17 protein-coding genes and 3 tRNA genes are annotated in these 22046 nt (G+C 66.5%); 9 read left to right on the top strand and 11 right to left on the bottom strand.

All coding sequences use genetic code 11. The features are described 5' to 3' along the window. Positions 1–30 precede the first annotated feature (30 nt). Positions 31–1569, top strand: a complete 1539-nt coding sequence (locus tag LIG30_RS19545; protein ID WP_038714656.1) for an NAD(P)H-hydrate dehydratase — start codon at positions 31–33, stop codon at positions 1567–1569. A 110-nt stretch (positions 1570–1679) separates the two neighbouring features. Continuing rightward, positions 1680–3302 (top strand): glucose-6-phosphate isomerase, encoded by a 1623-nt coding sequence (gene pgi / locus LIG30_RS19540; protein ID WP_038714653.1) that lies wholly within the window; start codon positions 1680–1682, stop codon positions 3300–3302. Between the two features lie 34 nt (positions 3303–3336). Here the strand turns inward: pgi and LIG30_RS19535 are convergent, their stop codons facing one another. Next, positions 3337–4050, bottom strand: a complete 714-nt coding sequence (locus LIG30_RS19535) for an ABC transporter ATP-binding protein (RefSeq protein WP_038714650.1) — start codon at positions 4048–4050, stop codon at positions 3337–3339. Here LIG30_RS19535 and LIG30_RS19530 point away from each other — a divergent pair. Next, positions 4049–4711, top strand: coding sequence for an arylesterase (locus LIG30_RS19530; RefSeq protein WP_038714649.1), 663 nt, complete (start codon positions 4049–4051; stop codon positions 4709–4711). The two genes, LIG30_RS19535 and LIG30_RS19530, sit on opposite strands and share 2 nt — an antisense overlap. Positions 4712–4785: 74 nt before the next feature. Here the strand turns inward: LIG30_RS19530 and LIG30_RS19525 are convergent, their stop codons facing one another. From LIG30_RS19525 to tig, 7 genes are all read right to left on the bottom strand, one after another. Beyond that, entirely contained in the window at positions 4786–6720 is a 1935-nt protein-coding gene (locus tag LIG30_RS19525) for a SurA N-terminal domain-containing protein (protein WP_038714647.1), read from the bottom strand. Between the two features lie 182 nt (positions 6721–6902). Further along, a tRNA-Asp gene (locus tag LIG30_RS19520) sits at positions 6903–6979 on the bottom strand. A 23-nt stretch (positions 6980–7002) separates the two neighbouring features. Continuing rightward, a tRNA-Val gene (locus LIG30_RS19515) sits at positions 7003–7078 on the bottom strand. Between the two features lie 244 nt (positions 7079–7322). Beyond that, positions 7323–9746 carry an endopeptidase La gene (gene lon / locus LIG30_RS19510; protein WP_038714645.1) on the bottom strand — a complete coding sequence of 808 codons (2424 nt, stop codon included), beginning with the start codon at positions 9744–9746 and terminating at the stop codon, positions 7323–7325. A 196-nt stretch (positions 9747–9942) separates the two neighbouring features. Further along, on the bottom strand, positions 9943–11214 hold the full coding sequence (gene clpX / locus LIG30_RS19505; RefSeq protein ID WP_038714643.1) for an ATP-dependent Clp protease ATP-binding subunit ClpX: 1272 nt from the start codon (positions 11212–11214) through the stop codon (positions 9943–9945). Positions 11215–11369: 155 nt separating this feature from the next. Then, positions 11370–12023 carry an ATP-dependent Clp endopeptidase proteolytic subunit ClpP gene (gene clpP / locus LIG30_RS19500; RefSeq protein WP_038714641.1) on the bottom strand — a complete coding sequence of 218 codons (654 nt, stop codon included), beginning with the start codon at positions 12021–12023 and terminating at the stop codon, positions 11370–11372. A 140-nt stretch (positions 12024–12163) separates the two neighbouring features. Continuing rightward, positions 12164–13510, bottom strand: coding sequence for a trigger factor (tig, locus tag LIG30_RS19495; RefSeq protein ID WP_038714640.1), 1347 nt, complete (start codon positions 13508–13510; stop codon positions 12164–12166). A gap of 375 nt (positions 13511–13885) precedes the next feature. Here tig and LIG30_RS19490 point away from each other — a divergent pair, with 375 nt between their 5' ends. Together LIG30_RS19490 and LIG30_RS19485 are read left to right on the top strand one after the other, a co-directional pair. Further along, positions 13886–15073: a glycerate kinase gene (locus LIG30_RS19490; protein ID WP_038714638.1), complete on the top strand. Its 1188-nt coding sequence runs from the start codon at positions 13886–13888 to the stop codon at positions 15071–15073. A 55-nt stretch (positions 15074–15128) separates the two neighbouring features. Then, on the top strand, positions 15129–15578 hold the full coding sequence (locus LIG30_RS19485; RefSeq protein ID WP_038714636.1) for a MarR family winged helix-turn-helix transcriptional regulator: 450 nt from the start codon (positions 15129–15131) through the stop codon (positions 15576–15578). Positions 15579–15617: 39 nt separating this feature from the next. On the opposite strand, the gene LIG30_RS19480 is transcribed toward LIG30_RS19485, so the two are convergent. Continuing rightward, entirely contained in the window at positions 15618–16619 is a 1002-nt protein-coding gene (locus LIG30_RS19480) for a 2-dehydropantoate 2-reductase (RefSeq protein ID WP_038714634.1), read from the bottom strand. A gap of 208 nt (positions 16620–16827) precedes the next feature. Between LIG30_RS19480 and LIG30_RS19475 the strand changes: the two genes are divergently transcribed. From LIG30_RS19475 to LIG30_RS19470, 3 genes are all read left to right on the top strand, one after another. Further along, positions 16828–17043: a hypothetical protein gene (locus LIG30_RS19475; RefSeq protein WP_038714633.1), complete on the top strand. Its 216-nt coding sequence runs from the start codon at positions 16828–16830 to the stop codon at positions 17041–17043. Positions 17044–18237: 1194 nt separating this feature from the next. After that, positions 18238–18546 (top strand): hypothetical protein, encoded by a 309-nt coding sequence (locus tag LIG30_RS26555; protein WP_152986159.1) that lies wholly within the window; start codon positions 18238–18240, stop codon positions 18544–18546. A gap of 168 nt (positions 18547–18714) precedes the next feature. Further along, positions 18715–19332 (top strand): 3'-5' exonuclease, encoded by a 618-nt coding sequence (locus LIG30_RS19470; protein WP_038714631.1) that lies wholly within the window; start codon positions 18715–18717, stop codon positions 19330–19332. A gap of 290 nt (positions 19333–19622) precedes the next feature. Here the strand turns inward: LIG30_RS19470 and LIG30_RS19465 are convergent. Beyond that, positions 19623–19709: transfer RNA gene (locus tag LIG30_RS19465), tRNA-Leu, on the bottom strand. Between the two features lie 217 nt (positions 19710–19926). Here LIG30_RS19465 and hpnD point away from each other — a divergent pair. Further along, complete coding sequence (hpnD, locus tag LIG30_RS19460; protein WP_038714629.1) at positions 19927–20760, top strand: presqualene diphosphate synthase HpnD; 834 nt, start codon at positions 19927–19929, stop codon at positions 20758–20760. A 13-nt stretch (positions 20761–20773) separates the two neighbouring features. On the opposite strand, the gene LIG30_RS19455 is transcribed toward hpnD, so the two are convergent. Then, complete coding sequence (locus tag LIG30_RS19455; protein WP_038714627.1) at positions 20774–21994, bottom strand: DUF1501 domain-containing protein; 1221 nt, start codon at positions 21992–21994, stop codon at positions 20774–20776. Positions 21995–22046: the final 52 nt, after the last annotated feature.

Raw genomic sequence — 22046 nt, 5'->3', positions numbered from 1 at the left:
GCCGCGCGCGGCGCTTCCATCCGAGCCGCCATGACCGTCGCCCGCCCGCTTCCCGATCATCACCCCATTGCGCTGCTGCGCGTCGCCGACCTGCGCGCCGTCGAAACCGGCGCGGCAGCCTCGCTGCCGCCGCACACGCTGATGGGCCGCGCCGGCGCCGCCGCGGCGCGCTGGCTGTGCGAGCGGCTCGCGAACGACCACCGCCCGGTGTGGTTCGCGGTAGGCCCCGGCAACAACGGCGGCGACGCGCTGGTCGCGGCCGCCGGCCTGCAGCAGCTCGGGGTCGCGACTCAAGCGTGGATGCCCGTTACCGTGAAGCCGGACGACGCGCAATGGGCGCTTGGCGTCGCCCGCGCGGCCGGCGTGCCGATCTCGGCCGAGCCGCCTGCGTCGCTCGACGGTTACGCATGGGTCGTCGACGGCCTGTTCGGCATCGGCCTTGCGCGGCCGCTCGACGGCGCCTATGCGGCGATGGCCGAGCGCATCGCCGCGCGCGCGCGCGCGGCGGGCCGCGTGCTCGCGCTCGACGTGCCGAGCGGCCTCGACAGCGACAACGGCGCGGCCGTCGGCGCGGGCGCCGCCGTCGCCGCCACGCACACGCTCACCTTCCTCGCCGCCAAGCCCGGGCTCTACATGGGCGACGGCCGCGACCTGGCCGGTGACGTGGACGTCGCATCGCTCGACGTCGCCCCGCCGGTCGCGCCGGCCATCCGGCTGAACGCGCCCGCGCTGTTCGCGCCGGCATTCCCGGCGCGCCGCTTCGTGTCGCACAAGGGCACGTTCGGCAGCCTCGCCGTCGTCGGAGGCGACACCGGCATGTGCGGCGCGCCGATCCTCGCCGCGCGCGCCGCACTCTTCGCGGGCGCCGGCAAGGTGCACGTCGGGTTCCTGGGCACCGGCGCGCCGCCCTACGATCCGCCGTTTCCCGAGCTGATGCTGCATCCGGCCGACGGCCTGCAGCTCGCCGCGATGACCGCGATCGCGGCCGGCTGCGGCCTCGGCACGCGCGAGCCTGCGGCCCGGCTCGTGCATGAGGTGCTGAGCGCCGACGCCGCCAAGCTGCTCGACGCCGACGCGCTGAACCTGATCGCCGCGCGCCCCGAACTGGCGGCCGCCGTCGCCGCGCGCGGCGCGCAGGGCGATCCCTGCATCCTGACGCCGCATCCGCTCGAAGCCGCCCGGCTGCTCGGCTGCGACACCGGCGCCGTGCAGCGCGACCGCCTCGCGGCCGCCCGCGCGCTTGCGGCGCGCTTCGCGAGCGTCGTCGTGCTGAAGGGCACCGGCACCGTGATCGCCGCACCGGACGGCACGCTGACCGTCAACCCGACCGGTAACGCCGCACTCGCCACCGGCGGCACGGGCGACGTGCTCGGCGGGCTGATCGGCGCGCTGCTCGCGCAGCGCGTGCCGCGCCACGAAGCCGCGCAGGCAGGCGTCTACCTGCACGGTCTCGCGGCCGACATGCTGACCGCGAACGGCACCGGGCCGGCCGGCGTCGCCGCGGGCGAGCTGGCGCCGGCCGTGCGGGCGCTGATCAATCGTCTTATTTATCCGCGCGCCGACACGTAACGCCGCTATACTGACTTGCCTGCCGAACGGCGCCCGTCCGCGTCCGCTGGCGCATCCTGTCCGGATCCGCCAGCGCGGCGCGCCCCGGTTTACGCTTCGCCATACACGACATGACGCTGAACTCGCTTCCCGCCTGGACTGCTCTTCAAGCACACTACGAACAGATCCGCGACGCGCAGTTGCGCGATTGGTTCGCATCACGAAACGACCCCGCCCCCACTCGTGCCGAGCGCTTCACGTTCACCGGCGGCGGTCTCGCCGCCGATTTCTCCAAGAACCGCGTCACCGACGAAACCGTGCGCCTGCTCACGCAGCTTGCGCGCGAAGCCGGCGTCGAAGCACGCCGCGACGCGATGTTCGCCGGCGAGATCGCCAACCCGACGGAAGGACGCGCGGCGCTGCACACCGCACTGCGCGCGACCGACCCGCTCGCGCCCTGCCACGCGCAGGTCAGCGCCGAGCGCGCGAAGATGGCGACCTTCGCGCGCGCGGTGCGCAGCGGCGCGTGGACGGGCCATTCCGGCAAACGCATCCGCCACGTGATCAACATCGGCATCGGCGGCTCCGACCTCGGGCCGAAGATGGTCGTGCACGCACTGCACCATCTGGCGGCGCACGACCTGTCGAGCCACTTCGTGTCGAACGTCGATGGCGCCGATCTCGCGCGCGTGCTGGAACAGGTCGACCCGGAGGAAACGCTCGCGATCGTCGTATCGAAGACTTTCACGACGCTCGAGACGATGACGAATGCCCGTTCGCTGCGCGACTGGTTCGTCGCGAACGGCTGCCCGGAAAACGCGCTGTCGAAGCACTTCGTCGGGGTATCCGCGAATCCGGCCGAGGTCGTCCGGTTCGGCATCGACGCGCACAACGTGTTCGAAATGTGGGATTGGGTCGGCGGCCGCTACTCGCTGTGGTCGGCGGTCGGGCTGTCGATCATGATCGCGATCGGCCCCGAGCAGTTCGACGCGCTGCTAGCCGGCGCGAACGACATGGACCTCCACTTCCGCGAGGCGCCGCTCGAGCGCAACCTGCCCGTGCTGCTCGGCCTGATCGGCATCTGGTACCGCAATTTCTTCGGCTCGCAGAGCTATCTCGTCGCGCCGTACTCGGAAGCGCTGCACTTCCTGCCGTCGTATCTGCAGCAGCTCGAGATGGAAAGCAACGGCAAGTCGACGCGCCTCGACGGTGCGTTCGTCGACTACCCGACCTCGGCCATCACCTGGGGCGAGCCGGGCACCAACGGCCAGCATGCGTTCTTCCAGATGCTGCACCAGGGGACGACGATCGTGCCGGTCGACTTCATCGCGGTGCTGACACCCGAGCATCCGCTCGCGAACCATCATCCGAAGCTGCTCGCGAACTGCTTCGCGCAGAGCGAGGCGCTGATGCTCGGCCGCACGCTCGACGAGGCGCGCAAGATCGCCGGCCCCGGCAAGGAAGCGCTCGCGCCGCACCTGACGTTCCCCGGCAACCGTCCGTCGACGACGCTGCTCGTCGACGCGCTGACGGCCCGCTCGCTCGGCGCGCTGATCGCGCTTTACGAGCACAAGGTGCTGGTGCAGGCCTCGGTCTGGCAGATCAATCCGTTCGATCAATGGGGCGTCGAACTGGGCAAGATCCTCGGCAAGGCGATCGAGGCGGATCTAACGGCGAACACGCTCGACCCGGCCCGGCACGATTCGTCGACATCAGCGCTGATCGCGCGCGCGCGCGCCGCGCTCAAGCACTGACCCGCGCCGGGTTGGCCGGTACGCGGCCGGATCGTCAGGCGCCGCGCCGCGATGCGCGCGGCGCCACGATCCGCCCCGCCTCGAGCGTCACCGTCGTCTCGCAGCGGCGCGCCAGCTCCGGGTCGTGCGTGACCAGCACCAGCGTGGAACCCTGCGTACGATTGAGCTCGAACATCAGGTCGATGATCGCGTGACCGGTCGCCGCGTCGAGGCTGCCCGTCGGCTCGTCGGCAAACAGGACCGCGGGATGCGTGACGAACGCGCGCGCCAGCGCGACGCGCTGCTGCTCGCCGCCCGACAGCAGCTTCGGATAATGCCCGGTGCGTGCGCCGAGCCCGACCTGCGCGAGCAGCGCGCGGGCGCGTCCGGCGGCCTCGCGAGCGCCGACGCCGCCCTGCAGTTCGAGCGGCAGCATCACGTTTTCGAGCGCGGTCAGATGCGGCATCAACTGGAACGACTGGAACACGAAGCCGACCGCGCCGTTGCGCAGCGCAGCCCGCGCGTCCTCGCCGAGTTCGCCGAGCGGGTGGCCGAGCAGCCGAACCGAGCCGCTCGTCGCGCTGTCCAACCCCGCAAGCAGGCCGAGCAGCGTCGATTTGCCCGAGCCGGACGCACCGACGATCGCGAGGCTGCTGCCGGGCCGCACGGTGAGGTCGATGCCGTCGAGGATCGTCAGTTCGCCCGTCGCGTCCGCGACACGCTTGCATACGTCTCGCACTTCGATGATCGGATCGGTAATCTTGAGCATGGACACGACATTCCGCAGGAAAAGACGCACGGCGATCGCACTGCTGGGCGGCGCGCTCGCCGCGGCGAGCGGGCTCGCCATCGGCGCGACACCGCCAGAGGCGCCCGTGATCGTCGTGCTGGGCGACAGCCTGTCGGCCGAATACGGCCTGCCGCGCGACACTGGGTGGGTGACACTGTTGCGCCAGCGGCTCGCGGCCGAGCGGATCGATTATAGCGTCGCCAACGCGAGCGTCAGCGGCGACACCACGAGCGGCGGGCTCGCCCGCCTGCCTGCGGTGCTGCAGCGGCTGAAACCGGCCGTCATCGTCGTCGAGCTCGGCGCCAACGATGCGTTGCGCGGCGTGCCGCTGGCGATCACTGAGCGCAATCTGCGCGAGATCGTCGGCGACGCGCAGCGTGCTCACGCGAAGGTCGTGCTGGTCGGCATGTACGTTCCGCCGAACTACGGCATGGACTACACGCAGAGGTTCCACGGCATCTATACGCGGCTGTCGAAGGATCTCCGCGTGCCGCTCGTGCCGTTCCTCCTCGCCGGCATCGAGAACAGGCCGGACATGTTCCAGGCCGACCAGATCCATCCGACGCAGCAGGCGCAACGCGTGCTGCTCGACAACGTCTGGCCGTCGCTCAGGCCGCTGCTCGGCAAGCCGCGCGGCTGACCGCGCCGTCGGCCCGCTTCAAAGCAAAAGCCCCGCTCGAAGGCGGGGCTTTTGCTGGCACGAAGACCGGGCGCTCAGTTCGCGCCGTCTTGCGACGCGTCGGCCGTCGAGCCGAACAGCTTCACTTTCGAGCGGGCGCGCAGCGCGGCGAGATAGGCCTCGCCTTCGCTCTGCGCGTCCACCTGCGCCATCTGCTGCTGGGCGGCCGCGAGTTGCTGCGGATCGACCGCCGAACCGGGGATCACCGCGTTCACGCGATAGATCGCGTAGCCGCCCGCGCCGAGATCGACGCCGACGTAGGCCGGCAGCGTCTTCGCGTCGACCTTGTAGATCGCGCTCATCGCGACCGGCGGCACGCCATGCGACTGCGCGCGCGAGATCGTGCCCGCAGGCCCGAAGCCGACCGTCGACTTCGACTTCTGCAGCTCGGCCAGCTTCGCCGCACCGTCCTTCTTCGCCAGCTCCGCCGCCTGCTCGGCGATCACCTGCTGGCGCACCGCATCCTTCACCGCGTCGAGCGCCGGCACGGCGGCCGGCTTGTAGTCGGCCACGCGCGCCGCGATCAGCGTGTTGTTGCCGATGTCGATCGCCTGCGTGTTGTTGCGGTTCTTCGCCGAGTCGCTCGCGAACACGGCCGCGAGGAACTTCGCGTTGTTGAGCGGGCTGTCCGGCGGCAACGCGTGATTCGCCGCGGGCGTGACCGTCGCCGTCTGGATCGTCAGCTTGTACTTGTCCGCCGCCGGCTGCAGGCTCTTCGCCTTCTCATACACGATCGACGAGAAGCCCTCGCTGTTGTCCGAGAATGCCTTCGCCGCGTACTGCTGCTTCAGGTCCGCCGCGATCGCATCCTTCACTTCCGCGAACGGCTTGACCGCAGCGGGCTTCACGTCGGTCGCCTTCAGGATGTGGAAGCCGAGATCCGACCGCACGACGCCGCTCACGGCACCCTGCTTGAGCGCGAATGCCGCGTCGTCGAACGCCTGGCCGCCCGCCGTCGAGCCGCGCGTGATGAAGCCGAGGTCGCCGCCCTTCGCCGCCGACGGCGCGTCCTGCGAGCTTTTCTCGGCGATTTTCGCGAACTGGTCCGGATGCGCGTTCACCTCGGCCAGCAGCTGCTCGGCCTTCGCCTTCGCCGCCGCCTTGTCGGCCGCGCTCGCATCGCTCGCCGCCGCGATGAAGATGTGGCTCACGCGCACTTGCGCGTCGGTGCGGTAATGGGTCGGGTTGTCGTCGTAGTACTTCCTGATGTCCGCATCGGTCGGCTGCGCGCTGGCGGTAGCCGCGGCCGGCGAATACACGAGGTACTGGATCGTCGCCGTCTCGGGCGTCGCGAAGCTCTGCTTGTGCGCGTCGTAATACGCGGTGAGCTGCGCGTCGGTCGGGTGGACCTTCGACGCGTAATCGCCCGTCTTCAGCACCAGCTCCTGCACTTCACGCTGCTGCGCGGCAAGCTCCGACAGATGCTGCGCGAGACTCTTCGGCGTGAAGGCGCTCGACACGATGCTGGACGGAATCTGCTGCAGCGCGAGGCTGTAGCGCACGCGCTCCTGGTATTGCTCGGGCGTCATGCCCTGCATCGCGAGCAGCTGCGAATAGCGCTCGACGTCGATCGAACCATCCGGCTTCTTCAGCGAACCGATCACCGGATCGCCGAGCAGCGCGTCGCGCACGGCGCTGTCGGACGCGGTCAGATGAAGGCGCTGCGTTTCGTCGGCGAGCACGCGCTGCTGGATCAGGCCGTCGAGGACTTCCTTGCGGTGCTGCGGCGTGTCGAACGCCTTCATGTCGAACTGCGCGCCGAGCATCTGCCGCGCGCGGTCGATCTGCTCGCGGAACGCGCCGTCGAACTCGACCCGCGTGATCTTGTGCCCGTTGATCGCCGCGACGTTCGCGCTCTCGTCGAAAAAGCCGCGGAAACCCTGAATCCCGACGATCCCCAACCCCGGCAACACGATCAGGATCAGGAGAGCCATCATCAGGCGCTGGTGATTACGGAAGAAATCGAGCATGCGTGATGGGTGTATTGGACAAAACGTCCGATATTACAACAGCGGACAGGAAAAAAGGCGAACCGGCCTTCCGCTTTCAGAACGATCTCAATGCGGACGGAGCTGGCCGACGCCCGCAGACCGCGGATGGTGTGCCAGCGATCGAAAACAAAAATGCCCGCACGAGGCGGGCATTTAATGTTTGGCGGAGCGGACGGGACTCGAACCCGCGACCCCCGGCGTGACAGGCCGGTATTCTAACCGACTGAACTACCGCTCCTTGGTCTTGCTGAATCACGAAACTGGTGGGTGCTGAGAGGCTCGAACTCCCGACCTACGCCTTGTAAGGGCGCCGCTCTACCAACTGAGCTAAGCACCCGTTCCGGACTCATGTTCTGGCTGTTTCACGTATCCGCATCAACAACCAGCGAGCCCGCTAGTTTAAGTCATCTTCGAGCGTTTTGCCAAGCCTGAAACGCGAAATTTTTACGGCACCGATCCGATGACGACGACGCAGCCGCAACCCGCACGCCACGACGTGCGGCGCGCCGCGCACGGACGAAAAAAAACCCGCGGACATGCCGCGGGTTCTTCAACGACCGTGAACACGGACGCTGGCAGCCTCAGTGCTTGACCACTTCCGTCGAGCCGGCATCCTTCGCCGCTTCGGCGACCGGAGCCGCCGCCTTGGCTTCCTCTTCCGGCGGCAGCGGGGCCGGCACACGCTCGAGCGCGAGTTCGAGCACCTTGTCGATCCAGCGGACCGGCACGATTTCGATCGCATTCTTCACGTTGTCCGGAATGTCCGCGAGATCCTTCAAGTTCTCTTCCGGAATCAGCACGAGCTTGATGCCGCCACGGTGCGCGGCCAGCAGCTTCTCCTTCAGGCCGCCGATCGGCAAGACTTCGCCGCGCAGCGTGATTTCGCCCGTCATCGCGACGTCGGCGCGCACCGGGATGCCCGTCAACACCGACACCAGCGCGGTCGTCATCGCGATGCCGGCGGACGGACCGTCCTTCGGCGTCGCGCCTTCCGGCACGTGGATGTGGATGTCCTGCTTCTCGAACGCCTCGTCCTTCACGCCGAGACGGCGCGAACGCGAACGCACGACCGAGCGCGCAGCCTCGACCGACTCCTTCATCACGTCGCCGAGCGAGCCGGTGCGGATCACGTTGCCCTTGCCCGGCATCACCGCGGCTTCGATCGTCAGCAGATCGCCGCCGACCTCGGTCCACGCGAGGCCCGTCACCTGACCGACCTGGTTTTCCTTCGCCGCGAGGCCGAAGTCGTACTTGCGCACGCCAAGGAACGTATCGAGGTTGTCGCCGTCGACCTTGACCGCGCCCGACGCCTTCTTGAGCAGCAGCATCTTCACGACCTTGCGGCAGATCTTCGACACTTCGCGCTCGAGCGAACGCACACCGGCTTCGCGCGTGTAGTAGCGGATGATGTCGCGGATCGCCTGCTCGGCGACCTCGATCTCGCCTTCCTTCAGGCCGTTGTTCTTCTTCTGCTTCGGCAGCAGGTAGCGCTGCGCGATGCTGACCTTCTCGTCCTCGGTGTAACCCGACAGGCGGATCACCTCCATCCGGTCGAGCAACGGCGGCGGGATGTTCAGCGAGTTCGACGTCGCGACGAACATCACGTCCGACAGGTCGAAATCGACCTCGATGTAGTGATCGGCGAACGTGTGGTTCTGTTCCGGATCGAGCACCTCGAGCAGCGCCGACGACGGATCGCCGCGGAAATCCATGCCCATCTTGTCGACTTCGTCGAGCAGGAAGAGCGGATTGCGCACGCCGACCTTCGTGAGGCTCTGCAGGATCTTGCCCGGCATCGAGCCGATGTAGGTCCGGCGGTGGCCGCGGATCTCGGCTTCGTCACGCACGCCGCCGAGCGCCATGCGGACGAACTTGCGGTTCGTCGCGCGCGCGATCGACTGGCCGAGCGAGGTCTTGCCGACGCCCGGAGGCCCGACGAGGCACAGGATCGGCGCCTTGACCTTGTCCACGCGCTGCTGCACCGCGAGATACTCGAGAATGCGTTCCTTGACCTTTTCGAGGCCGAAGTGATCCTCGTCGAGCACCTGCTCGGCGTTCGACAGGTCGTTGTTGACCTTGCTCTTCTTGCGCCACGGCAAGCCGATCAGCGTGTCGATGTAGTTGCGCACGACGGTGGCTTCCGCCGACATCGGCGACATCAGCTTGAGCTTCTTCAGCTCGGCATCGGCCTTCTTCTTCGCTTCCTTCGGCATGCGCGCGGCGTTGATGCGCTTCTCGAGTTCCTCGAGATCCGCGCCTTCCTCGCCCTCGCCCAGTTCCTTCTGGATCGCCTTGACCTGTTCGTTCAGGTAGTACTCGCGCTGGCTCTTCTCCATCTGGCGCTTCACGCGCCCGCGGATGCGCTTTTCCACCTGAAGGATGTCGATCTCGGCTTCGAGCTGCGCGAGCAGGTGCTCGAGGCGCTCGACGACCGGGAACATCTCCAGGATGTGCTGCTTCTGGTCGAGCTTGAGCGGCAGGTGCGCGGCGATGGTGTCCGCGAGCCGGCCGGCCTCGTCGATGCCCGACAGCGACGTGAGGATCTCCGGCGGGATCTTCTTGTTCAGCTTCACGTACTGGTCGAACTGCGACACGATCGCGCGGCGCAGCGCTTCCGTCTCCGCGCTGTCCGCGTGGTCGGGCTCGAGCGGCATCACCTCGCAGGAGAACTGGGTCTCCTGTTCCTCGATCGTCAGCGCCTTCGCGCGCTGCAGGCCCTCGACCAGCACCTTCACGGTGCCGTCCGGCAGCTTCAGCATCTGCAGGATGTTGGCGACGCAGCCGACCTCGTACATGTCCTTTTCGGTCGGCTCGTCCTTGGACGCGGTTTTCTGGGCGACCAGCATGATGTGCTTGCCGCCTTCCATCGCCGCTTCGAGGGCCTTGATCGATTTCGGCCGGCCCACGAAGAGCGGAATCACCATGTGCGGGAAAACGACGACATCCCGCAGCGGCAGCAGCGGGAGCGTGATGCGTTCCGGCGGGAGAAGTTGGGTGCCTGACATTTCATTTCCCCATGAGTGGAATCAATTGTTCGGTAATTGAGGCCTGAACGTCGGATTGCAAGCCTTCAGCGCGTGGGAAATATTCGGTAAGAAAGTAGCCGCTGCGTGTCGAGTCAGAGTTACCCACAAGATAAACGAAAAAAAGCCGTTCACGGTTCCATGAACGGCTTTTTTGCTCGGGACATCGTAAAGCCGGTCAATTCGAACCCGCCACTTTGGGCGTGTCCTCATAGATCAGTAACGGTTTGCCGTCCCCATCGATCACATTCTCGTCGATGATGACTTTGCTGACCCCTTTCATCGCCGGCAGCTCGTACATCACGTCCAGCAATGCCTGTTCGATGATCGAACGCAGGCCGCGCGCACCGGTCTTGCGGCGGATCGCCTTGCGGGCCACCGCCTGCAGCGCCGCCGGCCGGATCTCCAGCTCGACGCGCTCCATCGCGAACAGCTTGTGATACTGCTTGACGAGCGCATTCTTCGGCTCGACGAGGATCTTCATCAGCGCCGCTTCATCGAGCTTGCCGAGCGTCGCGACGACCGGCAGACGGCCGATCAGCTCGGGGATCAGACCGAACTTGATCAGATCTTCCGGCTCCACTTCGCGCAGCACCTCGCCGGCATCGCGCTCCTGCTTGCTCTTGACCGTCGCGCCGAAGCCGATGCCCGTCTTCTCGGTGCGGTCGGTGATGACCTTCTCGAGGCCGTCGAACGCGCCGCCGCAGATGAACAGGATGTTGGTCGTGTCGACCTGGATGAAATCCTGGTTCGGATGCTTGCGGCCGCCCTGCGGCGGCACCGACGCCATCGTGCCCTCGACGAGCTTCAGCAGCGCCTGCTGGACGCCCTCGCCGGACACGTCGCGGGTGATCGACGGGTTGTCCGACTTGCGGCTGATCTTGTCGATCTCGTCGATGTAGACGATGCCGCGCTGTGCCTTCTCGACCTCGTAGTTGCAGTTCTGCAACAGCTTCTGGATGATGTTCTCGACGTCCTCGCCGACGTAGCCCGCTTCGGTCAGCGTCGTCGCGTCCGCGATCACGAACGGCACGTTCAGCAGGCGCGCCAGCGTCTGCGCGAGCAGCGTCTTGCCGGAGCCGGTCGGGCCGATCAGCAGGATGTTGCTCTTCGACAGCTCGATGTCGTCCTTCTTGTCGAGATGCTTGAGACGCTTGTAGTGGTTGTAGACGGCCACCGCGAGGATCTTCTTCGCACGCTCCTGCCCGATCACGTATTGATCGAGGATGTCGCGAATTTCCTGCGGGCTCGGCAGATCCGACCGGGACAGGCTAGCCTCGACGCCTGCGGCTGCCGCTTCGTCGCGAATGATCTCGTTGCACAGGTCGATACATTCATCGCAGATGAAGACCGACGGGCCCGCGATGAGTTTCTTCACCTCATGCTGGCTCTTGCCGCAAAACGAGCAATACAACAGCTTCTCGCTGTTCGAACCTTTTTTGTCCGCCATGAATGTATGAGCCTCCGGACACGTAAATTACATGATACGCCGTTTGCTCCGCGCCCCACGAGTCGGGGCGCCACCGGAGCCGGCTGGATGTGCTTGCCGCAGATGCTCGGGGCGTAGCGGGTGCGGCCCTTGACGGGGGCGGCACCCCACTAAGCTTACGGACGCTTTTGCACGACCTGGTCGATCAGCCCGTACGCCTTCGCGTCATCGCTCGACATGAAGTTATCACGATCGGTGTCGCGCGCGATGCGCTCGACGTCCTGGCCGGTGTGATGCGCGAGCAGCTGGTTGAGCCGCTCCTTCAGGTAGAGGATCTCGCGGGCCTGGATCTCGATATCGGAAGCCTGGCCGCGCGCGCCGCCGAGCGGCTGGTGGATCATCACCCGCGCGTTCGGCAGCGCATAGCGCTTGCCCTTCGCGCCGGACGCGAGCAGGAACGCGCCCATGCTGGCGGCGAGCCCCATGCACAGCGTCGACACGTCCGGCTTGATGAACTGCATCGTGTCGTAGATCGCCATGCCGGCCGACACCGAGCCGCCCGGGCTGTTGATGTAGAGGTTGATGTCCTTGTCGGGATTCTCGCTCTCGAGGAACAGCAGCTGCGCGACCACGAGATTGGCGGTCTGGTCGTTGACCTCGCCGACCATGAACACCACGCGCTCCTTCAGAAGGCGCGAGTAAATGTCGTACGAACGTTCGCCGCGACCGCTCGTTTCGACGACGATCGGAACCAGCCCCAGCGCTTGCGCCTCGAAGTCCCGCGGCGCGTTCGATGCGAGCGTGTCAAGCAATTCAGCGCGAGTGATCATTCAATGAGCCTTGTTCGAAATGAAAATTGAACGGAGGGAAGCCGCCCGCTCAATCGCCATATTAATGGCAACCGTGCGCCTGACGTAAAAACGGCGTGCGGGCCGTCGCTCCGACAGCCGGCACGCCGCTAGAGCGACACTTACGCTTGCGCCGTTGCGCCTGCCAGTGCCTCGAAGCTCACTTCCTTATCCGTCACCTTCGCCTTGCCCAGCACGAAATCGACGACGTTGCTCTCAACGACGAACGCTTCCATCTCGGCGAGGCGCTGCTGGTTGGAATAATACCAGCGGACCACTTCCTTCGGGTCTTCGTAGCTCTTCGCGAATTCGTCGACTTCCGCGCGGATCTGCTCTGCCTTCGCCTCGAGGCCGTTGGCCTTCACCAGCTCGGCCAGCACGAGGCCCAGCTTCACGCGGCGCTCGGCCTGCTCGGTGAACATCTCGGCCGGGATCGGCGCATCCTTCGCGTTCGGCACGCCGCGCTGCGCGAGGTCCTGACGCGCCATTTCGACGAGGCGCTGCTGATCCTGCTCGATCAGCGCCTTCGGCACGTCGAGTTCGGAGATCTTCAGGAGCGCGTCCATCACCTGGTTCTTCACGATCGACTGCGTGCGGCGCTTCGCTTCACGCTCGAGGTTGTCCTTGATCTCGTTGCGCATCTTGGCGAGATCGCCGTCCTCGATGCCGAGCGACTTTGCGAAGTCGGCATTGATTTCCGGCATGTGCGGCCATTCGATCTTCTTCATCGTGACCGTGAACTGCGCCGTCTTGCCGGCGACGTCCTTGCCGTGATAGTCGTCCGGGAACTTCAGGTCGAACTCGCGCGACTCGCCAGCCTTCAGGCCGAGCGCTGCCGTTTCGAATTCCGCCAGCATGCGGCCTTCGCCGAGCACGAACGGGAAATCCTCCGCGGTGCCGCCCTGGAACGCGACGCCGTCCAGCTTGCCGACGAAGTCGACCGTCACGCGGTCGCCGTTCTGAGCGGCCGTGTCCGCGCCGCCGTCGCCGTGCTCGCCGCTTTCGCCGCGTGCGTGGAAGTGCACGCGCTGCTTGCGCAGGATGTCGAGCGTGCGGTCGATCTCGGCGTCGCCGATCGTCGTCGTCGAGCGCTCGACTTCAGCCGTCGCCAGATCGCCGATCGTCACTTCCGGGTAGACCTCGAAGGTCGCGTCGAACGCGTATGCGTCTTCCGCCTGCTCCTGCTTCGGCTCGAAGCTCGGCTGGCCCGCGACGCGCAGGTTCTCCGCGCGGCTGATCGTGAAGAACTCCTGGCCGATCTTGTCGCTCAGCACTTCCGCTTCGACCTGACCCGAATACTGCTGCGCCACCATCTTGAGCGGCACCTTGCCCGGGCGGAAACCCGGCATGCGCACGTTCTTCGCGAGTTTCTGGATACGGGCGTCGATTTCCTTCTGCACCGCTTCCTTCGGCAGGGAAATCGTCACGCGGCGTTCAAGCTTGCCGAGGTTTTCAACAACGTTAGCCATGGCTTCAATCGTCCTAAAATTATTCGAGCGAATCGGGTTTTCCTTGCCGTGCCTGCCTGGCGGCGTGATACGCCGCGCCGGGGCGCCGCGCCATCCGTGCAGTCGCCGGATGGACAAGCAAGCGGCTCGCGCAGGTAGCTCTATGCACGGCTTTGGCCGGAAGAATCGACTATTCTAGCAAACAATTTTCCCCGCACCGCTGCCCGTGCCGCGAGATTGCCGGGCGCGCGCGCCAAACCGCCGCCGCGCGGCGGCCGATCGCGCGACGCCGCGCCGCGCATCCATCCGCGCGCGCCATCCTGATAAGCTGCTGTGGATCGCGCCGGCGCCGCCGGCGGCGATTCGTCAGACCCGCCATCGCTCCCCGGAGACGCCATGCCGCACCACCCGCCTGCGCCCGTCGTTGTCGTCGCGCCCGATTCGTTCAAGGGCTCGCTGTCCGCGGCCGCAGTCGCGGACGCGATCGCCGCGGGCATCCGCCGCGCGCGGCCGGATGCGCAGGTGCGTTGCCGCCCGATGGCGGACGGCGGCGAGGGCACGCTCGACGCGATGCTCGCGAACGGCGGCACGCGGCGCACGCTGACGGTGGTTGGCGCGGCGCTGGCGGCACGCAACGCCGCGGTCGGCCTGCTCGACGCACGCACCGCGGTCGTCGAGACGGCGGAAATCGTCGGCATCACCGATCCGGCCGGCATGCGCGTACCGGTCGACGCACGCAGCACGCGCGGCATCGGCGAGGCGATCCGCATGCTGCTCGACGACGGCGTGCGCCGGTTTTTCGTTGCGCTCGGCGGCAGCAGCACCAACGACGCGGGCGCGGGGCTCCTCGCCGCGCTCGGGCTGCGCTGCGCCGACGCCGCCGGCCAGCCGGTCGAACCGGTTCCCGCGCGGCTGGCCGCGATCGCGTCGATCGATGCGACCGGGCTCGATCCGCGCGTCGCGGAGGCAGAGTTCATTGCGATGTCCGACGTCGACAACCCGTTGACCGGCGCGCACGGCGCCACCGCGGTGTTCGGCCCCCAAAAGGGCGTCGCGCCCGAACAGGTCGGCCCGCTCGATGCTGCGCTCGGCCACTTCGCCGCGCTGCTCGAAGCCGCGCTCGACCGGCGTCCCGCCGGGGCTTCCGCAGGCCGCGGCCGCGACCTGCCCGGCGCCGGCGCGGCGGGCGGGCTCGGCTTCGCGCTGCACATGCTCGGCGCGCGCTTCGAGGCCGGCGCGGAAGTCGTCGCGCGCGAAATCGGGCTCGACGGCGCGCTCGACGGCGCCGACTGGCTCATTACCGGCGAAGGCCGTTCCGACCTGCAGACGCTGCATGGCAAGGCACCGTTCGTCGCGTGCCGGCACGCGCAGGCGGCAGGCGTGCCGGCGTCGCTGCTGTCGGGCGCCGTCGACCCCGCCGCGCTGCCGCGCCTGTCCGAACACTTTTCAGGCTGCTTCTCGCCCGCGCCCGGGCCGATCACGCTCGACGCCGCGATCCGCGACGCCGCGCGCCTGCTCGAGAACGAGGCAGAGCAGCTCACGCGCCTGAAGTACGGCGCGCGCCGACACACCGCGGCCCGTTGACCCGGGCACACGTTACGGGAACAATCGATCCCGCCCTTTTCCTTCAGGATCCGACATGAAAGGCCGACAAGCCGGGCTCGATCAGTTTCTGACCTACCGCCTGCATGTGCTCACCAAGCGCTCCGATCGCGGGATCGGCGAGATGTACCGGCACAGGCTCGACATCTCGCTGCCCGAGGCACGCGTGATCGCGTCCGTCGGCGCGTTCGGCCCGTTCTCGATCATGGATCTCGCCCGCCACACCCATCTCGACAAGAGCCAGGCGAGCCGCGCCGCGGAGGCGCTGTTGCGGCAGGGGCTGCTCGCGCGCAGCGCGAGCGAGGAGGACGGCCGTATCGTGCTGATCGCGCTGACGCCCGACGGCCGCGCGCTGTATCGCAAGATCCTGCCGATCGCGCGCAAATGGAACGACGGACTGCTCGCATGCCTGAGCGACAGCGAGCGCCAGACCTTCGAACGGCTGCTCGACAAGGTCGTCGCAAGCGTGATCGCGCGCGACGACTGAGCCGCACGGACCGGGCCGGCGCAAGCCCGCGGCCCGGCCCTACAGCCCGCTGTTCGCGGCGCGCTGCCGCAGCAGCCCGAGCACTGCGTCGCAATACGGGGTCGGCAGGCCGAGCTTGCGCCCCAGTTCCGGAAATACGCCGAGAATCGGTCCGATCTCGAGCGGGCGCCCGGCCTCGAAGTCCTGCAGCATCGACGTCTTGAACGCACCGAGCTGGCGCGTCACCGCGATACGCTCCGGGCCGCTCATGCCGGTGCTCAGCCCGAGCCGCTCGCCGATCGCGGCCGCCTCCTCCATCATCCGCAGCGCCAGCGCGTGCGTCAGCGGATCGTCGAGCAGCCGGTCGGCCGTCGAGCCCGTCAGCGCGCTCAGCGGATTCATGTTCATGTTGCCCCACAGCTTGGCCCAGATGTCGGTGCGGATCTCGCGCGTCGCCTCGACCTCGAAGCCGCCGGCGGCGAGCGCCGCCGCCACGCGCGCGGCGCCCGTCTCGAGGGCTGCATCCGGCGCGCCGACGATCAGACGATTGCCGCGCCCGCGCCGCACCACGCCCGGCGCCTCGGTGCTCGCCGACAGGTGAACCACGCAGCCGACCGCCCGCGCAGGCGGCAGCGCCGCCGAGACCGCGCCGTCCGGGTCGACCGCGTCGAGCCGTGTGCCGTCGAGTGGCCCGGCCAAGCCATGCGTGAACCACCACGGCAGGCCGTTCATCGCCGCAACGATCACCGTGCGCGGCCCGACGAGCGGCGCCAGGCGGGCCGCGAGGCCCGGCAGCGCCTGCGCCTTCAGCGCGATCACGACGTAATCCTGCACGCCGAGCGCCGCCGCATCGTCGCTCGCGTCGACGGCGACCGACGACAGCGGCGCGCCGTGCTCGTCCAGCACGCGCACGCCGTGCGACCGGAGCGCGTCGAGCGTCGCGCCGCGCGCAAACGCGCTCACGTGCATCCCGGCGCGCGACAGCGCGGCCGCGAGCAACCCGCCGATCGCGCCGACGCCGACGATCGCCACGCGTGCCGGCAGGAAATTCGAGTCGTTCATGATTGATCCCGTCCCTTGAGAGAGATGTCGAGGATAGAAGCAAATGGTTGCACGTACAACCATATTAGGAAACCTGCGGGCGTGGGGCCGGCGGGCGCGCCATCATGCGGCGGGCCCGTTCCGCTTGCGCGATCGGGCGGAATGCGCTCTCCTACGTCTTTCTATGTCCTTGCATGCGCCAAGCGCTCGCGCCACATCCTTACTTACGATGAAATCGCCCACGCCGGCCAAGACGCGCCGCCGCCCCTCCAATCTGACGCTGAACATCATCGCCGTGCTTGTCGGTCTCGTGACGTTCGCCGCCGGCGCATGCTGGCTGGTCTATAGCTGGATCGTCGACCGCGAGGCCCAGTATTTCGCGATTCCGCTGGTGTTCTCCGTCCCCGTGATCGTCGCGGTCGCCATCCGGAGTTTGTGGGAGTAGCGACGGATCGGCGCCCGTTTATATCAAAATACGAAATCGTTTTTTGCGATATGCAACGTTTACGCGCGACCGACAGCTCCCTACACTCGAGCTCGCGATTGCCTGTCGCAATGTCGCAAGTCGCATCATTCGCAAGTCGTCCTCGCGTCCACGAGGACTTGCCCGCCTACGCCCCCCCAAGTAGGCGGGCTTTTTCGTTTGTGTCGGCGTCGACTGATACGCCACCACGTCCTCGCACATCACGCGACTGTTCTCGACGCGCGCAGTCGAACGGCTGATGAAACTCTACTTTGCTATAAGCCGCATTTATGACGGCACTCGTTATCCGTACACTTTGATCGCGCGACAAATTCGTGTCGCGCAATCTCCAGCAGTAACACGGGTTGTCCCCGCTTCCCCGCCTACTCGTCACCGGGTAGGCGTTTTTTTCGTTTCGGTCGAGCCACGACGCACACATGCGCGGTCACCCACGCGCGGCGCGATCTGGCGCTGGTGTGAGGCATCCTGGAGAAGGGTCGGGGCTGAATCCCGAACATCGCGACGATCAGCGAGCCTGGACGGGCAGAAAAGCAAGAGCGCGCTGGCGCTGGCTGAATACGCATGGTGACTCTCTCATTCCGGATTGCGAAAACCAGAGTGTGCCGCTGCCGGAAGCGGGGCTGACCATCTTATTAATTGCAGGCCCTGCTGGGCGCAGACGACAAGTGATCAAGACGATCCGCTAGGGACTGCAAGCTGACGGTAGTACCATCTCGATCTCGAAGCTGTGCCGCTGGTTCAAGGTGCCGCACCGCGCGGTGTCCGTGTATTACCGGCCGGTCAAGTCCGCACCGAAGGTTCAGGCGTGTTTTGCCGAACCGATCAAAGCGCTGATCGAGGAATCACCGTCATTTGGCTACCGGACCGTGGCGCACCTGCTGGGGTTCAACAAGAACACAGTGCGGCGGATCTTCCAGCTGAAGGGCTGGCAGGTTTGCAAGCGACCGATTGGCTTTCGGCCTCGCGTTCAGGCCATGCCGTCGGTCGCTACACTCCGAACGAGCGATGGTCGACAGATGTGTGCCGCGTCTGGGCCGGTCGCGACGATTGGGCTACGTTGGCGCTGGCGATTGACTGCCAAACGCGCGAACTACGTGGTTGGCAGAAGCGGTGGCGGAGTTGGTCTTGCTTCGATAAATAAACCTATGGCATGAGATGCTAAAAGCGATTTTGCACGGGAAGGCCGGAAGAGCAGTTCTGGCCGGAGGAGTCGAACAGAGCTGGCGAGAAATATTCCGGCAGCGAGAGGATCTGCTGACTGCCGCCTTCCTTGGACGATTGGCGTATCTCTCCGATGTGGGTAAGCAACGGGTATTGAAGCTACTGACTCCCGGATTTACAGAATCCCTCGGGCCGATGAAATCCATCTCGTTCTGGCCTAGGCTGACCGGCCATGCCAAGCGATCGTTTGTTGAACCCGATGTTCTGATCAATTACGAGAACAACCGACGATCCGAGCGGTGATAGCGGGCAAATCGAAACGGTCGGAGAACACATGCAGGCCATTTTGTTTAAATGGCCATTGGCCGATGTTCTCGTCAATACGAATCCAATAATAGAGAAACTCGGAATTTATGGCGAGTGAGCGTTTGTAGCACCACGCTTTAAATTCAAATATTTTCGACACAAAAAATGCAAACCGTTGCAGTTCTGGACTTCGAAACAACCGGACTCTCCCCCACTCATGGCGACAGAGCTACCGAAATTGCTGTCATTCTTTTGCGTGACGGGAAAATCATCGACCGTTACCAGTGCCTGATGAACGCAGGAAGACGCATTCCGTCCGATGTCGTCGCCCTCACCGGGATAACAAACGACATGATCGCATTGGCTCCCCCGGCGTCGAAAGTCATGAAGGACGCTGTAGCGTTTGTCGGAAGATATCCCCTCGTGGCCCACAACGCCGGCTTCGATAAACGGTTTTGGCAGGCCGAACTCGAGCTTCTTGGTGTGGCGGCGGAGCAGTCCTTTGCCTGCACGATGCTCGTGGCAAGACGAATCTACCCGCACGCCCCGAGTCACCGCCTATCAAGCTTGGCCGAGATGCTGCGATTGCCGAAGACGGGGCCTGCCCACCGGGCAATGGCCGACGCCGAGATGGCCAGTCACCTCTGGTGCAGATTACAGCACGACATTACGAAGACTTACCGCCTGGATCGTGTCGATCACGAGCTCATGACTCGATTGCAGGCGACCAGTAAGGCGAAGGTTCCGACGTACTTGCGTTCGCTGGCAACTGGCAATCCGTAAGCTGAAAATGTAACGCCCCGATAACGCTAGGGCATTGCTCCAGCCGAGCTTGAAGGTCTTGATTTAACGAATCCCCTTCAATTTTGCGTTGACTGCATTCACGTCGAATCCAGCGGGATCGAAGATACCGCCAGCCCAAGCAAAATAAGCCGGCCTGATCCCACCGAAAACTCCACACATACCACCGGCTGCCCACGATGCAAGCCGGACAACGACGGAAACAAAAAACCCACGAAGCTCAATGCTGTCGCGGGTTTCAGGAAGTTGGTGGATACCAACGGATTACTATTTGGTGCGTGAGGCCGGACTCGAACCGGCACGGGATCGCTCCCGTCAGGACCTAAACCTGGTGCGTCTACCAATTTCGCCACTCACGCGGATGTCCTTCGCCGCTCCGGTGCCGCACGCGCGTCGCGCATGCCAGCCGCCAGCGGCGGCGCGCCCAGAACGGGCAAGCGCGAGATTCTACCCGATCCGCGCCCCCTTGTCTCCACCAGCCGACGGGCTGCGCGCGCCGGTGCTAGAATTTCGCGCTTGATTCCGGCGGTGCGCGCAAGCGCGTCCCCTCATACCGCCTTCGACCCATTTCCGCACGTGAATTTCGACGACTACTGTCAGCAGAAAGCCGCGCCGCCCGGCTCCAGCGTCTATTACGCGCTGCGGCAGGCGCCGCTCGCCGTTCAGCCTCGCCTCGCGGCCCTCTTCGCGCTGCGCCGCGAACTCGAGGAAACCGCCAAGGAAACGAGCGACCCGACGGTCGGGCACACCAAGCTCGCGTGGTGGCACAAGGAGCTGGCCGCGCTCGCGGCCGGACAGCCATCGCACCCCGTCACGCAGGCGCTCGCCGCGCACCATCCGTCGATCGCGGACGAAAGCGACACGCTGCGCGCACTCGTCGGCGGCTTCGGCATGGATCTCGAGCAGGCACGCTACCTCGATTTCGCGAATCTGCAGCGCTATGTCGCGCAGGTCGGCGGGAGCTTCTCGGCGCTCGTCGCACGCGCGAGCGCACTGAAGCCCGTGGAGCCGCAACCGTGGGCGAATGCAGTCGGGCACGCGCTGATGCTCGCCCAGTTCGTACAGGAGCTCGGCAACGATGCGCGGCACGGGCGCATCTATCTGCCGATCGACGAGCTGCAGCGCTACAACGTCACCGCGGCCGACCTGCTGAACCGGCGCTACAGCCCGGCCTTCACCGAGCTGCTGCAATTCCAGACCTCGCGGGCACGCGACGCGCTGTCGGCCGCCGATGCCGCGATCCCCGCCCCGGCGCGCCGCGCACAGCGGACGCTGCGCGCGCAAATCGCACTCTCGCTCGCGCTCCTCGACGAAATCGAACGGGACGGCTACCAGGTCCTGCATCAACGCATCGCACTCACGCCGATCCGCAAGCTGTGGATCGCGTGGCGCGCTGCACGCCGCCGCTGACGCCGGCGCGCGCCTACACCCGCAGCAGCGGCAGCGGCTCGAAGCGCTGCTGCAGCACGCGGGTCGCGTCGATGCCCCACCACGGGCCGAGCACGGTCGCATAAAGCTGACGGAAATCGACGGCGACCGGAAGGTTGCCGTTGCCGTCGAGCTGCCCGAGCGCGGGCTGTGCGCCATACAGCCCGCCCGCGACACGCCCGCCCATCACGAAATGCGCCGCAGCGGTCCCGTGATCGGTACCGTTGCTCTGATTCTCCCGCGCGCGCCGGCCGAATTCCGCATACGTCATCACGAGCGTCCGGTCCCAGTACCCGAGCTCGGTCAGCGCGGCGCGCATCGCGCCCATCCCTTCGGCAAGCTGCCTGAGCAGCGCCGCCTGCTGCCCCGGCTGGTTCTGGTGCGTATCGAAGCCGTTGAGCGTGAGCCGCAGCACCGCGACGCCATTCTGCACAGACGCCGCCGGCGTGCGCGGCGTCTCGCATGCGGCGAGCACCTGCATCGCCGTCTTCACCGCGGTGCCGAACGCGCCGTTCGGAAACGCGGTCCTGAACGGGTGCATGCCGTCGCGCGGTCGCAGGCGATCCGCCGCCTTCACGATGTCGTTCTCGACCTCGATGATGTGCGCGAGCGCCGGGTTCTGTTCGCGCAGCGAGACCGGCTCGGCGAGCCGCGCCGCGCGGATGAACTGCGCCGGATTGACGAGCGCGATCGCGCGCGCGCCGTTCGCGAGCGGCCCCATCTCGGCGCTGCCGAGCACGACGCCGTCCGCGGCGAAACCGGCCGGCACCGGCGCCTGCGCGAACGCGCGCGTCAGCCAGCCCTCGTGCAGGTACTGGTCCGAGCGCGACGCGGTGTCCCAGATTTCGATCGACCGGAAGTGCGACAGGTTCGGCTGCGGGTAGCCGACGCCCTGCACGATCGCGAGCTGCCCGTCATGCCAGAGCGGCACGAGCGGCGCGAGCGACGGATGCAGCCCGCTGCGCTCGTCGAGCTGCAGCACCTGGTCGCGCTTGATCCCGATGCTTCGCCGCAACGCGTAGTACTGCGGGTCCGCGTACGGCACCACGGTATTGAGGCCGTCGTTGCCGCCTTTCAGCTCGACGAGGATCAGGACGTTCGCATAGCCCGCGACGGCCGCGCCCGGCTTCGGCGCGGCCGCCGCGCGCGGCAGCCAGAGCGAGACGCCCGCCGTCGCGGCGGCGCCCGTCAGTGCGAGGAAATCGCGTCGGTTCATCGTGCATCCCTTGGGCGGCCACCGCGCATGCGCTGCGCGCCGGCCTGTCGTT

This window comes from Burkholderia sp. lig30 (assembly GCF_000687455.2).
GTDB lineage: Bacteria > Pseudomonadota > Gammaproteobacteria > Burkholderiales > Burkholderiaceae > Burkholderia.
The sequence above is the reverse complement of the archived record's forward strand: the minus strand, read 5'-3'. Positions and strand labels throughout refer to the sequence as shown.

Coding starts and splice junctions, on each gene's coding strand:
- clpX (WP_038714643.1), bottom strand. CDS start 11,214: ATGGCGGACAAAAAAGGTTCGAACAGCGAGAAGCTGTTGTATTGCTCG.
- LIG30_RS19480 (WP_038714634.1), bottom strand. CDS start 16,619: ATGAACGACTCGAATTTCCTGCCGGCACGCGTGGCGATCGTCGGCGTC.
- tig (WP_038714640.1), bottom strand. CDS start 13,510: ATGGCTAACGTTGTTGAAAACCTCGGCAAGCTTGAACGCCGCGTGACG.
- LIG30_RS19490 (WP_038714638.1), top strand. CDS start 13,886: ATGCCGCACCACCCGCCTGCGCCCGTCGTTGTCGTCGCGCCCGATTCG.
- LIG30_RS19485 (WP_038714636.1), top strand. CDS start 15,129: ATGAAAGGCCGACAAGCCGGGCTCGATCAGTTTCTGACCTACCGCCTG.
- LIG30_RS19545 (WP_038714656.1), top strand. CDS start 31: ATGACCGTCGCCCGCCCGCTTCCCGATCATCACCCCATTGCGCTGCTG.
- clpP (WP_038714641.1), bottom strand. CDS start 12,023: ATGATCACTCGCGCTGAATTGCTTGACACGCTCGCATCGAACGCGCCG.
- LIG30_RS19475 (WP_038714633.1), top strand. CDS start 16,828: ATGAAATCGCCCACGCCGGCCAAGACGCGCCGCCGCCCCTCCAATCTG.
- LIG30_RS19530 (WP_038714649.1), top strand. CDS start 4,049: ATGGACACGACATTCCGCAGGAAAAGACGCACGGCGATCGCACTGCTG.
- LIG30_RS26555 (WP_152986159.1), top strand. CDS start 18,238: ATGCTAAAAGCGATTTTGCACGGGAAGGCCGGAAGAGCAGTTCTGGCC.
- LIG30_RS19525 (WP_038714647.1), bottom strand. CDS start 6,720: ATGCTCGATTTCTTCCGTAATCACCAGCGCCTGATGATGGCTCTCCTG.
- LIG30_RS19470 (WP_038714631.1), top strand. CDS start 18,715: ATGCAAACCGTTGCAGTTCTGGACTTCGAAACAACCGGACTCTCCCCC.
- lon (WP_038714645.1), bottom strand. CDS start 9,746: ATGTCAGGCACCCAACTTCTCCCGCCGGAACGCATCACGCTCCCGCTG.
- LIG30_RS19535 (WP_038714650.1), bottom strand. CDS start 4,050: ATGCTCAAGATTACCGATCCGATCATCGAAGTGCGAGACGTATGCAAG.
- pgi (WP_038714653.1), top strand. CDS start 1,680: ATGACGCTGAACTCGCTTCCCGCCTGGACTGCTCTTCAAGCACACTAC.
- LIG30_RS19455 (WP_038714627.1), bottom strand. CDS start 21,994: ATGAACCGACGCGATTTCCTCGCACTGACGGGCGCCGCCGCGACGGCG.